Annotated in this window: 13 protein-coding genes and 1 tRNA gene; 8 read left to right on the top strand and 6 right to left on the bottom strand. The window is 54.4% G+C overall.

All coding sequences use genetic code 11. The annotated features are described in order from the left end of the window. Nucleotides 1-14 precede the first annotated feature (14 nt). From AABB31_RS04615 to AABB31_RS04605, 3 genes are all read right to left on the bottom strand, one after another. Entirely contained in the window at nucleotides 15-1,373 is a 1,359-nt protein-coding gene (locus tag AABB31_RS04615) for a relaxase/mobilization nuclease domain-containing protein (RefSeq protein ID WP_373635469.1), read from the bottom strand. Next, nucleotides 1,370-1,774 carry a hypothetical protein gene (locus AABB31_RS04610; RefSeq protein WP_342075622.1) on the bottom strand — a complete coding sequence of 135 codons (405 nt, stop codon included), beginning with the start codon at nucleotides 1,772-1,774 and terminating at the stop codon, nucleotides 1,370-1,372. Before AABB31_RS04610 ends, AABB31_RS04615 begins: the two co-directional genes overlap by 4 nt. Nucleotides 1,775-2,024: 250 nt before the next feature. After that, nucleotides 2,025-2,750: a zinc ribbon domain-containing protein gene (locus tag AABB31_RS04605; protein WP_342075623.1), complete on the bottom strand. Its 726-nt coding sequence runs from the start codon at nucleotides 2,748-2,750 to the stop codon at nucleotides 2,025-2,027. A gap of 534 nt (nucleotides 2,751-3,284) precedes the next feature. On the opposite strand from AABB31_RS04605, the gene AABB31_RS04600 reads away from it, so the two are divergent. The 8 genes from AABB31_RS04600 (at nucleotide 3,285) to AABB31_RS04565 (ending at nucleotide 12,656) form a co-directional block, all read left to right on the top strand. Next, the gene (locus tag AABB31_RS04600; protein ID WP_342075624.1) at nucleotides 3,285-5,324 is read left to right on the top strand and encodes a type VI secretion system tip protein TssI/VgrG; all 2,040 of its coding nucleotides are present in this window, start codon (nucleotides 3,285-3,287) and stop codon (nucleotides 5,322-5,324) included. A gap of 2 nt (nucleotides 5,325-5,326) precedes the next feature. After that, nucleotides 5,327-6,484: a hypothetical protein gene (locus tag AABB31_RS04595; RefSeq protein WP_342075625.1), complete on the top strand. Its 1,158-nt coding sequence runs from the start codon at nucleotides 5,327-5,329 to the stop codon at nucleotides 6,482-6,484. Nucleotides 6,485-7,755: 1,271 nt separating this feature from the next. Further along, nucleotides 7,756-8,643 (top strand): hypothetical protein, encoded by an 888-nt coding sequence (locus AABB31_RS04590; protein ID WP_342075627.1) that lies wholly within the window; start codon nucleotides 7,756-7,758, stop codon nucleotides 8,641-8,643. A 94-nt stretch (nucleotides 8,644-8,737) separates the two neighbouring features. Beyond that, nucleotides 8,738-9,556 (top strand): hypothetical protein, encoded by an 819-nt coding sequence (locus AABB31_RS04585; protein ID WP_342075628.1) that lies wholly within the window; start codon nucleotides 8,738-8,740, stop codon nucleotides 9,554-9,556. Nucleotides 9,557-9,606: 50 nt separating this feature from the next. Next, complete coding sequence (locus tag AABB31_RS04580; RefSeq protein ID WP_342075629.1) at nucleotides 9,607-10,446, top strand: hypothetical protein; 840 nt, start codon at nucleotides 9,607-9,609, stop codon at nucleotides 10,444-10,446. A 27-nt stretch (nucleotides 10,447-10,473) separates the two neighbouring features. Further along, a complete protein-coding gene (locus AABB31_RS04575) occupies nucleotides 10,474-11,487 on the top strand; it encodes a DUF2169 domain-containing protein (protein WP_342075630.1) in 1,014 nt (337 codons plus the stop codon). Between the two features lie 4 nt (nucleotides 11,488-11,491). Further along, nucleotides 11,492-11,890: a DUF4150 domain-containing protein gene (locus AABB31_RS04570; RefSeq protein WP_373635468.1), complete on the top strand. Its 399-nt coding sequence runs from the start codon at nucleotides 11,492-11,494 to the stop codon at nucleotides 11,888-11,890. A 565-nt stretch (nucleotides 11,891-12,455) separates the two neighbouring features. Beyond that, nucleotides 12,456-12,656 (top strand): hypothetical protein, encoded by a 201-nt coding sequence (locus AABB31_RS04565; protein ID WP_342075632.1) that lies wholly within the window; start codon nucleotides 12,456-12,458, stop codon nucleotides 12,654-12,656. Here AABB31_RS04565 and AABB31_RS04560 read toward each other — a convergent pair. From AABB31_RS04560 to AABB31_RS04550, 3 genes are all read right to left on the bottom strand, one after another. Then, nucleotides 12,646-13,731, bottom strand: coding sequence for a 2'-deoxycytidine 5'-triphosphate deaminase (locus AABB31_RS04560; RefSeq protein WP_342075633.1), 1,086 nt, complete (start codon nucleotides 13,729-13,731; stop codon nucleotides 12,646-12,648). The two genes, AABB31_RS04565 and AABB31_RS04560, sit on opposite strands and share 11 nt — an antisense overlap. A 62-nt stretch (nucleotides 13,732-13,793) precedes the next feature. Continuing rightward, nucleotides 13,794-13,870 (bottom strand) — tRNA-Pro (locus AABB31_RS04555). A gap of 51 nt (nucleotides 13,871-13,921) precedes the next feature. Continuing rightward, nucleotides 13,922-14,554, bottom strand: coding sequence for a MerR family transcriptional regulator (locus AABB31_RS04550; RefSeq protein ID WP_342075634.1), 633 nt, complete (start codon nucleotides 14,552-14,554; stop codon nucleotides 13,922-13,924). Nucleotides 14,555-14,557: the final 3 nt, after the last annotated feature.

Here is a 14,557-nt window from a genome sequence, read left to right as displayed (position 1 = left end):
CTCCTTTCTTTAGGTTAACGTTCACGGCCAAGATCATCGCCGCGAGAACGGGTGCGCTCGCGCTTTCTTTGGCGATCTGCGCTTTGGCGCTCACGCCTGCGCATATTGCTCTTGGCTTGTTCATTGGATTGGGCGCGTTTGTTCAGGCTCGGCACATCACCGCGCTTCATGGCAATATAGGCCGCAATCTCTGATCTGATTTGCGCGACTTCCTGGGCGCGGGTTTCGCGCATCTTCTTGATTTGCTGTTGAAGACGCTGGCGCTCATCAAGCTGGCGTTGGATGAGGCGATCTTTTTCAGCGCGATCACGCTGCCAGGATTGCAGCGCCTCCATCTCGTTTTGTGATTTGATCTTAGACAGCTTGCCCGTGATGCGGCTCCAGATACCGCTAAAGCCCTTGGGCAATCGGCTGGCGCGGTTCTGCATCTCACGTTGTTCGCGCTGCGCGATACGCTGGGTTTCAGCCTTGCGCTCTTCGCCATGGCGGGCTTGCAATTGCTGGCGTTTCATCTCCAGCGCAGGCGATGCGCGGCGATATCCTGCATCGACCTCTTTCAGATAACTCTTGAGCTGATCTGTCATGCGTGAGGCGATATGCGCTTTGGTGTCTTGAACAGAGGATAGGAATTCAGCATCAGGGATGCGCTCGCGCACGTCTTTTGCCTTCACGCCAGCCCAACGTGAAAGAGAATACGTTTCGCCGCGTACATCAACAGCAACAACGTCGCGACGATCACCTTTGGCAAGGAAGAAGCCTTTTTCTTCTAGGGATGCCTTGAGCGCATCGGTGCCATCAGAGTTCTTCCAGCATTCCTGAAATGCCGCCTTGATCATCTTGGGGTCTTGTTTGGATCGATTTGCTTGTTGCCATTCAGCGCGAGAGAAGTTGAGCGGATTGCGCATGGAACGATCAATCATGCCTTTTGGCATGTCCCAGCCATGCTCCAGATATAGATCACGGGACACATCCATCAGCTTTTGCTTGTAAAAACTCATATTCTTGGCGCGCATTTCATCACTATCAATGCGGCTCCAAACGGCATGGGCATGCCTGCGGCCCTCTTTTTCATGGAACACCAGAGCACGGGCGTGATCATCCAGACCGAGCTTGCCTTCGATCTGATCAACGGCGCGCTCAAAATCCTCGCGACTGACATGCGCGCCCTCGGGCGGGTTCAGGCTCATGGAGAACAGATGGTTTTTGCACTTGGTTTGTGAGGCGATGGCTTCGGCTTCTTTGAAGGCCGCATCCAAATCATCACTGACAAAGCCGCGCAGCTCATGCAGCTCAACATGCTCATTGTCGCGCATCGACATGAGATATTGCGCAAGTTGCGGGGCATTGCCGCGTTCTTTGGCTTTCAAGATCATCGGCTGCCCCCATCACTAAGGGCAGCCATCAACGCATCGCGCATGTCCTGCACAGCGCGGCAGGCATCTTTGATCTCGCTTTCCGTCTCTGGAGTGACAGGAAGCGCGCCCATATTGACGGATTTAGCGAGCTGATTAAGGTTCTGCGACAGACGGCTCTTGCCAAGCTGGCCAAGCGCACGGCCCACAGCTTGTGAATCCGGCTTCAGAGAGACCATTTTGCCCTGATCAACGGCTTCTTTGAGGACAGCCTTAATATACCCGCCAAGAGGCATATCCCCGGCCAGATCACGCAATGCGGCTTTCTCATCGAAGCTCAAGCGCAGAGAAAACGGCGCTTCACGCTTTCTTGGGGGTTGGGCGGCTGCTACCGCATTGAAATTACGTTCCGAAATGCTCATCGCCACACCTCGGATCATTGTCCTGAGTTACGGTGTTGGCGGAAGTCTCAATTGCACGAAGATGGCGCTCCCATTCGTCCAGAGCGTCGAACAAAGAGTTCGAACTTTCTCCGGCGAAGCGCGCCATTTCGAATTTGGCAGTTGAAATTTCCCCTAACGCCTTGAAGGGTAAAGAGATATTTGGGGTTCGATCACCCTGATTTTGGCTGTAGCGGATGGGCTCCGCAAAGGCCGGTCGCAGCACTGCTTTCTACCATGCGAAAGAGCCGTTTTTCCACATATTCCAAGGGTTTGACAGGAATCGTAGGGCGAGTTCGAACGACTCCTCCAGAGTACCGAGCGGCTTGCCGCCTTTGACGATGCGTTCTTCCAGAAAAATCTTATCGGCTTCCAGCTTGGGAATACGCTTCTCAATAGCGGCAATAACGATGCTTGAGCCATGTTCGACAATTCGGTCGAGACGGGCTTCGATCTGCTTTTCAATCTTGTGGATATCTTTCTTGAGCCCTTTAGAGGTATCCGCTGCTTGTGCGAGACGGGCGTTCCAGATGTCGCGGAACATGGCCTTTGCGAGCTGAAACAGGCCCCTGGAGAGCTCCGGCGCTTGCATGAGGCCTGCGAAGTCTCCTTCGAGCTGATCACGCCTGATTGATTTGCAATAGCTGTCACAGCCCTCGGTCTTGCAAAGACAATAGGGATGTTTCTTGCCTGGCTTGCTGGTAGACCAGCAAGCCGTCAACGCTTCGCCGCAATCATCGCACTGGACGAAACCGCGCAGCGGGAAGTCGGAACTGATGTCTTCGCTTGCCAGAGCTTTGGCGGTTGATACCAGGCGATCCTGAATCTTTTGGTACCTTCTGAAATCGGTCAGACCCTCATGATGTCCGTTGCGCATCAAGACGCCCCAATCGATATGTTCAATGCAGCCTGAATACAGGCAGCGGGTCAGAATCTCATAGACACGCTGGTTACGCACCTAGCGGCCGTTTAGGTCTTTCGGGAAAGCGGGCGGGCTTTCCAAGAAGCGTTTGACCTTGGCGTGCCGTCATGGGGTGGTCCGGTTTGAATGTTAGTGCATCGTGGGCCTGTGGTCGATTGGAACGATGTTTTCGGGTGCGGATGGGCCGTATTGATCGGCCAACTTGATGATGTCGTCGGTCAGACGCTGTTCATCGACCCGGCCCTGGGACACCCGTGGATCGGTACTGACCGAGCGTGCGGCAGGCCGGGCGTTCCGATAGCCTAACGACTGACACAGTTCGAATTCGGAGCTAACGCATTCATCAGTGCTTTTACATCGGAGGCGAAGTGAATGCGTGTTGGAAACCGCGTGACTCCAAGGTGTGAGGGTCCATCTGGCGTGTTTGACTTCATCGTACTCGCTAAATTCATGCGTGGCCCTGTCGGTAATACTTTAGCCAGGTCAACTTCAACCAGTGATTGATGCTGCCTAACAATCGTCTATGGTTTGCCCATCCGAAAGTCGGTTCTTTTTCGCGAGGATTTTGTCATGAACGCCCCGTTCAAGCAGGATGCCCGTTTGGGTCGATTGACCACCGCTTTGGGTAACGATGTTCTGGTTCTGCTGCGCTTTGACGGCGCAGACTACGTGAACGGCTTGTTTGAATACCGGGTTGAGGCGCTATCGACGTCGCCAAACCTGGATTTTGATGGCCTGCTTGGCACCCACGCCAGTATCGAGATCGAAAGCCAGAATGACGGTGCTCGCGCTTACGATGGGATCGTCACTGAAGCTAAATGGGCTGGCGCCGGCGAGAATGGCAACAAATATGCGCTGACCCTGCGGCCGTGGTTCTGGCTAGCAGGGCGGCGGCGCAACCAGCGGATTTTCCATAATAAAACCGTCATCCAGATCATTGAGGAACTGCTCTCACCTTATGCGGGTCTGGGCGATCCAGCGCTGCAGGTGAAACTGACGGGCAACTATCCGGAATTGGAATACACTGTTCAATACCGTGAAAGCGATCTGGATTTTGCAACCCGTTTGATGGAGCGGTTTGGGATTTCTTATCACTTTGTCCATAGCGCCGGGAACCATACTCTGGTGCTGACCGATGCCATTGACCAGCATGATCCCCTACCGGGCGGGAAACGGGACTACAAACCTGTTGACGGCGCGCGCCAGTCGGGGGCAGAGCATTTCTGGGAATGGCACCCGGAACGGCGGTTAACCACGGGTGCGGTGCGGCTGACGGATTACAATTTCAAAAAGCCCGGCGCGGCGATGGAGGTTGACCGGGTCGGCGACGCCACCTACGCGGAAGGGCAGATCGAAAGCTACGACTACCCGGGCGACTACCTCGCGCAGGGTCAGGGCAAGGATGTGGTCGGCCTGCGCACTTTGCAGGAGCGTGGTCAGGATGCGCGGCATCGGGCGGTGGGCGATTGTACGTCGCTGGGTGCGGGGATGCTGCTGACGCTGACCGGCGATCAGGTGAACGGCGTTAAGGGCGCGGACTATCTGTGCCTTGTCGCGCGGCATTCCTATGTCTCGGACTCTTACGGTTCCGGGGGCTCCGAGAGCGACGGGTATGCCTATTCGGGCGAATACGTACTGATGCCCAAGGACGCACCACTTGCGCCCGAGCGCAAAACCCGCATGCCTGTCGTGCAAGGCCCACAAACGGGCGTGGTTGTCGGCGAAGGCGAGATTGACTGCGATGAATACGGTCGCATCCTCGTGCATTTCCACTGGGACCTAGACAAGTCTTACTCCATGCGCTGCCGGGTGAGCCAGAACTGGGCATCTCAAGGGTGGGGCGGGATGGTCATTCCGCGCATCGGGATGGAAGTAGTGGTGGAGTTTTTGGAGGGTGACCCCGACAAGCCGCTGGTCACGGGGTGTGTGTATAATGGGAAGAATACGCCGCCTTACGAACTGCCGAAACATAAGACGCGCAGTACCTTCAAGACCGATACGCATAGTGGCAGCGGATTTAATGAACTCAGGTTTGAGGATGAACGGGATGAAGAAGAGATCTACATCCATGCGCAAAGGGATATGAATACAGTCGTCTTGCACAACAAGACAGAGCGCATAGAAAATAACCATGTCAGCCTCGTTGAGCATAACAAGGAATCTGAGGTGACGCGGAACCACAATGAAGTGGTCGGTGGCAACATGACCATTCATGTTGGCCCGACAGCTATCGGCAATCTGATCAACAGGATGGCCGTAAAGGTGGGCAACAAGTTGGGGGATGTAGCAAAGGCCATTGGGCTTCCACCTGCGCTAGATCCCGGCGCAGGAAATTACGCGCTAACGGTTGAGAAAAACAAGATGGAGGCCGTCGGACTGACATCCGTACGCACTGTGGGTCTTACTGACACCAATTTTATTGGCTCAAAGTACAAACTGGCGGCTGGCACGGAAGTTCAGATCAGTGCCGGTAACAGGATTGTCCTGAGTTGCGGCAAAAGCGTGATCGAGATGAAGAAAAACGGCACCATCGCGATCAACGGCGTTGAAATCAATGAGAAGGCCGACAAACTGATTAAGTTGTCTGCAGATAAGATCGACATCAACTAGCCATGGACTGTGAGGACAATCTTCCGGTTTACTCCGGTCATGAAGATTTAATTTCGTGGATCGACGTTACCGGGATTACCGATCGCAGCGCCATGTATCTGCGGTGGGCGCGCGACGTCGCAACGTATTACAACATCACGCTATGTGACGAGTTGGATGCAGGTATTGTTGGCTGGTTCGCCAATTGGCTCACGATTCAGCCGCGGATTTCGATGGATTGGTCCGCATCGGGTCTCGACGTGGATGAACATGTCTCTTTCCTGCGGCTCTATCAGCAGGTCAATAACATTCCCGTCGGCGACATTGATGAAAAGTATCGTTTTCTCATTGATCCGTCCCTGACTACCTCGCTTGATGTCCAAGAGATGCCTTACGGTGTTGTCTGGCTGCGGGTTGAGAAAGACGAGGTTGTCGCCGAAATTAGACGGCTGACTGCAATATACTCGATTCCGACGATTGATGAAATCGAAGCCGAGCTTGCAGCGGAGGGCGGCACGGTAATTCTGGGACGAGTTGAGGGCGCGCCACTTTGTGTGCCCGGCGATGCACAAACATTCAAGAACTTGGCAGGTGCCAAGCGTAACGGCCATTGGTCGGTGCGCGCCGCTACCGCTGGACCCACCGCAAGCCGAAATAGGCACAATGCGATGGCCTATCAGGTCGAAAAGTGCGGTAACTTGGAATATTCGTTGCGTACGGATGCAACGCGGTCAAGCTATGCGCCTTTGGCGGACGGGCTTTGCCCGACAAGTCCTCCGGGCAAGAATGGTCGTTTTGCGTATCCCTGTCTTATCGTCGATGCAAAGTATTCGACCGGTCCATTTGGATTTTACCAGCGTCGTCGAGACTATTATCGACGTGTTGATGCCGCCAAACGCGCCGGGCGTTTTGTGCCGCCCTTTCTACGAAACGTCACTGCAGCCGCTGCAAAAGCGCGGTATCAAGATGTGCGGCGGCAGGAGCTTGGGCAAGTTGACAATTACTTAGGTGCGATAGCTGACCGGGAAATTCCTTATTGGCGGCTCATGTATATTTGCAATACAACCCGCACAGCGTCTTACTTTCTCAAGGAAGTATTGAAGTTTATCCCGGGATATCAGGCTTTTGCTGGCGTGGTGGTATCCCGCAAGAATGCTCCTCGTCAAAACTGGATAAGTTGAACATCACTATGACCAACTACATAATCACCTTTTCCCAGAGCCAAGACAGCGATGTCTCACAAGATGCATTAAAGGAGATCCTGGGCCGTTTAGAGACCGTGCGCAGGGAGGGCGGCGGATATCGACATCGCGATGGTGCTTTTCTTACGCCCAAAGCTGATAGCGTCTCTTTTGCGCTATCAGCAGAGGATCAAGCGCTTTTTGCGTTTCTGTCTGATGTCTATGCAGCCCTGCATCCACAGGAATGGGGTATGTCATTTGCACTAGCAGAGGGCGATGGTTTGCCCGAGGTGACGCTCTTTGGTGGGCTTTCGATTGAAGGCGATGGCATCCTGGCGGGACAAACCAAGTATATTGCGGCAGATGAAGTGCTTATCTCGACCGATGTCTTCGTGGTGACATGGCCCCGGCTATTTGTTCGGTCTGAGGAAGAACCAGTCGGCGCTGATGGGGAAGTCACTTACGACGTCGTGCCAGTTACAGCGGTCGCCCCGCTACTATTTACATTGCCGCCATTCACGGGCGCGGCAGATCAGGAAGAGCTGATAGTGATTCTGCCCGATGCCGAATTGTCTATCGAAGCCGTCATGGGCGGGATCGTTGGCACGGATGTGGCCGAACAGATTGATGATGGGCACTTCATGCTTGTCGATCCTGAGGGGGAGACCAAAGCCGAGGCTCTGACCTTTAATTCAGACCGTGGCCCGGTGATCGAGCTCCGCATCCATGTCCCTGACCCGTCGAACACCGAGGTTCTGAGCCTGTTGGCCGAGCGTACAGCGACTGTTACCCGCGCCGCTGCTTTCATTGTGGTTGAAGAAGATTTCGAAACCTTCACGTTCGATGTTCGGCCCGTGCGGCTTGATGGCACTTTAGGTCCGGCTGAACGGATCACCTTTAACTTGAACTAATTATGTATCAACGCGGCGGTCGATATGGACAAAAGATGCGACAGCGCACCCGAGTAATTGTATATCCAAAAGCAAGAAGATGGGCGAGGCGTGCCGCGATGGCCCGCTATCATCTTGTCAGAGGTCAAGAAACGGCACAGCTTGGCGCATATCTCGGTGCTTGTGCGAGCAGAGAGATACCGTACACAAAATTTCTTATGATTTGCTCGGAAGATGTCGCACGCGAATTTTTTCATCGCTTGATGGGCCGCAATGTTGTTGGAGCAGCGTGTCATTCGCATCGCAACTCTGAGCACCGGCGATTGCCCGAAGATGCGATCACAGCCCATTAAATGTTATGCTCAATGAAAGGGCTAGATAATGGCGTACTATAACCTGCTTGTTGATGTGGAAGATCATCCTGATCCAACCGAAGTGTTGGACCAAGCTGCGAAAGTAGATGCTCTGCGTGAGACGCGAGTTGAAAAGCGTGGCCCAGGCCAGTGGCAGTTCTCCGAAACCGTCGAGATCGAACTTGTCTCTCGAGAGGATGGTGAGGTCATCCTCGATATTTTTGATGCTACCCCCGTTCAGATCAAAGCCCTTACATCACTGATTTTTCAGGCAGGGCCAAGCGTCATACAAATTGAGAATGACGATGGTGAAATAGTGATCGTCTCGACCGATCCAGATATTCCGCCGAGTGCATTGGAAAACGGCATTCCTCTTTCGGCACTCCTCGCGACAGAAAATGCAAGATTTGATACGATATTTCAGCATGAGAAGGTTCAAGGGCGCGAAGACGTTGATTTGAATCCAATGAGAGAATTTCTTTTGTCATTGGAGATAAATGCTCCGGCGGAACGTCCCATAGATATCCGGTTTTATGTGCCGCAAGAGCATTTACGTGTTGAGTCGCTATATGAAAGGGTCTTCTTCGCTCCATACTTCACAAAGCTGGATTCGATCACAGGATATGCGACCTACAGGCATCTTCCGAACGATGTTGGCATAACGGTGGAAGGCGTGCTTTTCGAAGAGGGCTGGTATCATGATATTCTTATTTCCGTGCCATCAGAGGATGACGTTTTAGATGATGTAAAATCAAAGGTGGTTGAAGCTCTGAATCTGGCAGGTGTTAAAGAGGTCTTTCTCGAGATGGACAATGATGGTGAAAGTGATGTTGTTCCGGTCTGGCCTGTTGCGATTGTCGGTTCGGAATTGAAGCGAGGGCCGCTCCGGCAATTCAAGCTGGATACCACAGAGTAGGCCTTTTGAAAGTTTCTATAGGACATTTCCAATCCTTTTGGTGGTCTAAATCTCAGTCAATGTCATGTGCCAAACAAATCATTGCCGGACCAACATGAAACTTTCAGCTGAACTCCCACTTTCACATACGGCCGCTGCACACTGGCATGCGATTGTCAACGAGATTCGACGTTTGACAGGCATTTATTCCCGCCCCACTATCAATGAAATTGATCTTCAGTTGTCTGAAACGGGCGGCGTCGTCATTCTTGGGCAAGAAGAGGCGAGTTGGTCCTGTGACCCCGCAGAGGCATCCGCATTTCGAAATAGAGCGCGCGCGAAGGTTTCTGGTCATTACAGCAAACGCGCGCCAAACCCGTCCCGCTTTTTAAGCCGGAAAAAGAAAGCTGCTGCGGAATATCAAGTACAGAAATGTGGTGATCGTGAGTATTCTGTGCTACCGGGGGCAAATGCTCAGTTACATGCACCACTCGCTGACGGTCTTGCACCCGGCGTGCCATTGCGTGGGCGCGCGCCACATGTGTATCCGTGTTGTATTCTTGACGCAAAGCACTCTACGGGGACTTTCGGATTGTATCAGAGGCGTCGGGACTACGTACGGAAAGTCAATGCAGCCTCTCGATCATCGCGGTTCGTGCCGCCATGGCTCCGAAAGAGCGGCGCGCGTGGAGCCATTGCTGGCTACGATACAGTGAGAACAGGTGAAGGTGTGCAATTGGGCGCATATATCGGCGCATGTGTGCTGCGAGAAATTCCCTATTGGCGCATTCTTTATATCTGCAACACACCGAGAACGGCCAGCTACTTCTCTCGGGAAGTCGTTGGCCGCCGTCCTGGCAGCCGGGCCTTCGCTGGTGTCGTCGTTTCTCGGAAAAGCCGGGGTACGACATCTAATCAAAACTGGATAGTATAGGGCAGCCAATGAATTCGTACATTGTCACCATAACCCAAGATGACACAAACGTGACCAAAGACAACTTTGATCATCTTATCGCATCGCAATTGGCGGGGCTCAGCAAGGTCGGAACCACTTGGGAATTCGGAGCGCAGCTTCGTTTTAAGAGCGCGACGATGGACAGCTTTGATCTTTCGGCGGAAAATGACGATCTATTTAATTTTCTTTCGTCTATTTTTGGCGCTGCGGCAGGTAGGAAGACTGCTGTCACTTTCGTACAACCGGATATCAGTGAGACCGTTGTCGTACTACACAATGATCCTTCTGTCGGTGGACAAAATGTCGAAATGGCCAATATGCGCTTTGCCGAGACGACAGACATCCTTATCTCTTTCGATGTATTTCAGGTCACTTTCCCTGCGCTATTCAAGGATATCGACGACGGATCGGAGCCTGACGGGGACTATCCGGTTGTTGCGCTTCAGCCGGTCGCGGGATTCATTTTAGCGGGGTTTGCAACGGTTACCCCGGATAATGAAACCCAGGCCATGTATATTTTTACAAATACTTCGGGGGGTGCTGCTGAGTTGCTGCAAGACATTGCCTGCGTCGAACAGGTAGAAGAATACGACGAAGATCACTACAATTTTTCAGATCCAGATACTGGTTTGAGCGCTGAGGCTTTGGATTTTGACTCTGATCGGGGCCGGGTTATCGAAATGCGATTCACTTTGTCATTGGCTGATGCAGAGAAGCTGCCTGCGTTGCTTGCTGCTCGATTGGCGGATCGACCGGAGACGGCCCATTTCATTGTCGACGAAGACTGGGAGACTTTCACCTTTCAGGTTCGACCTGTATTGGAGGGGGGCGCATTAGGCCCTGCAATTTCAATTACTTACGCACTTTGAGCAAGGCCACGCGGTCACCGCAATTACATGAAACTTTCATCCGAACTCCCGCTTTCACATACGGCCTTTGCACACTGGCATACGGACGACACCGAAGTCGGTGTTGTTATCGCCAAAGCGGCGTTTTCCTTGACCAAAGACGGCACCTCGCCTGTCACGCCGCCGCCGGAATTCGTTTTGGCCGATGAATTTACCGAGGCGCCCGAGTACTCACCACTGCTGCACGAGCAGGATATCGCGCCGTTCAAGCCAAAGACCGATCTGATCATTCGCGGAACAGCTCGCAGCTTCGAGGCAAAGCCGCGCCGCGATTGGGCGGTCACTGTCGCTATTCCAGATCAGTTATACTATGGATTTCAGGTCAGGGGACCGTCCCGTTGGATCAAGATGCGACAAGGATGGCAATTGTCCCAAGCCGATGAAGTGACCGAGGTCCCGCTGACCTATGCGCTCGCTTATGGCGGTCACTGTCAGGAGGGTGAAACAACAAAGTATTTCGAGCAGAATCCTGCGGGGCTGGGATTTATGACGGAAACGGCGGCAGAAGAGGTTGATGGCTGGCCCGCACCGCAGATTGGCCTATTGGCGGAATTCCTGGATGCGCGACCTTTTGAGCCGATGGCCGTTCATGGAACCATGCCACTGGCAAAGGCGTGGTTGCCACGCCGCGCAAATGCCGGAACGTTTGATAAGGAGTGGGAGCGTGACCGTCATCCGCGCATGCCGTTGGATTATGATCTGGCCTTTTGGAATGCTGCGCCACTCCGTTTGCAGATCGCACCTCACATGGTGGGCAATGAGACGATCGAAATTTCGGGCCTGTCGCATCGGCGTGAAACCGTCAGCTTGGGTCTGCCGGGCGCAAAACTGGCCCTGAAATCTCTATCAAACCCGTCCGAGCCTGCGATTGCGATGGCTTTGGACACCGTGGACATCAATGTAGACCGGATTGACGATGGCCAAATAGACATTGTTTTGCTGTGGCGAACCATTGTGCGGGATCGTAGTCTCTATACCAACGCTGAAATTATCAGAGGATAACATCATGCAATCTGCGGCCCGCCATTCCGGCAAAGGTGCCACGATCACGTGTCTGGCCCCGGACGTTTGCAAGACGCAGGTAGGCAGCGCCGTTGTACCGATCCCCTATATGATCATTTCCAAGCTGGATTGGTCTGATAAGACCGTTAGCAGCACAAAGCTGACCGGGCTGGAAGCCTTTAACATGGATGCGCGGACCAACAAGGTGACGGGTGATGAACCGGGAAAGTTGGGAGGCGTCAAATCCGGTGTCAATCAGGGGTGGTGCCGCCCGCAATCGAACAAGACGAGTGTCTTCGTTGACGGCGCGGAACTGCTCCAGAACAATAATTTGTATGAAATGAACTGTTCCGGGCCCAATGGGCCAGGCAACACAATCGGACGGTTGATGTATTTTGAGTAGTTGTGGCGATTTCGCGTCAAACAACTTATCCAGAGGCTTATGGATTTGAGGCGCATCCTGAAGGGCCGGGCTGTCGGGAACGGAGCCGCCTAACGCTGTCTCCGCAAGTCGGCATCCATCCCTTACGCATCTATGGCCAGCCGTGAACGGCTGATCCCTTTTTGTCTGTTTGTTAGGGCCTTGCGGCCCGTCCTCCATCAAGATCAAGCCCTATCGGGCGGACGTCTTGACCGCGGCTCGGCTGTGCCTGCGCCCGCACCAATTTCATGACGTTCGATCTGGACGGCCATCCCCCGTTCATTGGCGCGTGCCTGCAGTGTTGGAGTTTTCAATCGCACGGCGAGGGCGTTCCCGCTCTTCAAGAACTTGGAACAAAAGGTTTCAAGTTTCTCCTAAAGAGCGCGCCAATGCATTTGCCCACGCCGTCTGTTCGCGTGTCGTTGTGTGAAACCAGAAAAAAAGACGATCGGTAGCCCTATTTCCAAATCATTGGATACAGACATTTAATCTGATCATCGGATATATTGCGTCGATTCCAAAACCACAGCCGCCGGAGGTGCATCCAGTGAATACCAACAGACTGATCAAGATGGCGATCCGCATGCTGATGCGGCGCGGTGTGAACAAGGGGATTGACCTTGCAAGCCGGCGCGGCAAGCATGCGGACGACATGACCCCGCAAGCGCGTGAGACCGCGCAGAACACGCGCAAAAATACCCAACAGGCACGGCGCGGCCTGAATATGCTGCGCCGCTTTATGCGATAGATTTGAAATGCTTGGACAGTTTCAAACCCTGGCCCTGATAGTTTGATTTGATCTCGCGACCATAAAGCGCGTCGGGCAGGGCTGCCATGTTCTCATAGACCAGCCGGCCCACAACCTGCCCATGCTCCAGCACAAAGGGTGCTTCGTGGCAGCGCACCTCCAGCACGCCGCGCGATCCTGAACCGCCAGCCTCGGCATAGCCAAAGCCTGGATCAAAAAAGCCCGCGTAGTGCACCCGGAATTCTCCGACCATGGCCAGATAGGGGGCCATCTCGGCGGCCTGCATCGGGGGGATGACAATCGCCTCGCGGCTGACAAGGATGTAGAAGGCACCCGGATCCAGAATGATCCAGCCGTCATCTGTATGGACGGGCTCCCAGAAGGCCGCCGGGTCGTAGTGGTTCAGTTTGGCCAGATCAATGACACCGGTATGGGGTTTGGCGCGGTAGCCGACCAGATTGCCCTCTGCTGGTCGCAGATCAACCGAAAACCCCAGCCCGTCGGAAATCACGGGATCACCCGACACAATCGGGCTTTGGGCGTGCAGCGCGCGCAGCGCATCATCCGACATCAGCGTTTTGCCTTTGCGAAAGATGATCTGGTTCAGCATCTGGCCCGGTTGCGCCACAACCGAAAAGGACCGGGGACAGATTTCGACATAAAGCGGGCCTGCATAGCCTTCCGGGACCCTGTCGAATTCGACCCCGTGATCGGTGATGATCCGGGTCAGCAGATCAAGCCGCCCGATGGACGACTTTGCACTGGCGGCAGCGGTCATTCCTTTGGGAAGCGACAGGCTTTCCATCAGCGGAACAACATAGACACAGCCCTTTTCAAGAACCGCGCCGCCGGTCAGGTCGACCGCATGCATCTGAAAGTCCTGCAGGCGTTCGGCGACTGTGCGCTGCTTGCCTGCCAGAAATGATGCACGCACGCGGTAGGCTGTCGCGCCAAGGCGCAGGTCAAGCGATGCGGGCTGAATCTGGCCCGGTGCAATATCTGCAGTCGCCGCAATATTGCCCGCCGCGATCATTGCCCTGATCTGGTGGTCCGCCAATACCCCGGATGTTGTCATGCTGTTCCCCATCCACATAGCAAAACGCCCGCTGCGGGCAAACGCAAGCGGGCGATTATGATTGGTCGGGCTAGCAGGACTCGAACCTGCGACCTTCCGTCCCCCAGACGGACGCGCTACCAGGCTGCGCCATAGCCCGACTGCGGGCGTTCATAACGCAATTGTCCGGAGGGGCAAGTCAGAAAGCGCCTTATCGTTGCTGCAGTTTATCACGCAAGGCCTGCAGCTCCTTGACGATTGGTGCAATTTCGGCGGCCTTGGTTTTCAACCCGTCGCGACGGGCGGCGATCAGGCCGAAACTGCGTGCGGACAGGTCCGGCAAGCCGTCGGGCAGGGCGGGCAGATCAAGTGCCACCTCCGGCGCGGCCTGCGCGGGTTCTTCGGCTGGGGTGCTTTCGGCAGGTGCCTTGTGTTCGAACATGAACGCGTTCTGCACAGGGTCGTCCGCTTCGGGGGCTGGTGCGGGCGCCTCCTCTACCGGGGTCGGCTCAGGTGCCGGTGCTTGCTCGGGCGCTTCTTCGGCAACCGCAACCGGCGCGGCGGGGGCTGTCATGGAGAGGCCAAGACCGGCCACATGCTTGACGCCCTTTTCGCGCAACAGCTTTTGCGTGCCTTTGATCGTCATCCCTTCTTCATGCAGCAGTTGCTTGATACCGCCGAGAAGATCCATATCGGCCGGGCGGTAATAGCGTCTGCCACCGGCCCCTTTGACAGGTTTTATCTGACTGAACTTGCTTTCCCAAAAGCGCAGAACATGGGTGGGCGTGTCGAGCCATTCAGCGACTTCACTGATGGTGCGAAAGGCGTCTTTGGCTTTAGCCATGAT

Origin of the sequence: Yoonia sp. SS1-5 (assembly GCF_038443705.2) — a bacterium.
Lineage (GTDB): Bacteria > Pseudomonadota > Alphaproteobacteria > Rhodobacterales > Rhodobacteraceae > Yoonia > Yoonia rhodophyticola.
The sequence above is the reverse complement of the archived record's forward strand: the minus strand, read 5'-3'. Positions and strand labels throughout refer to the sequence as shown.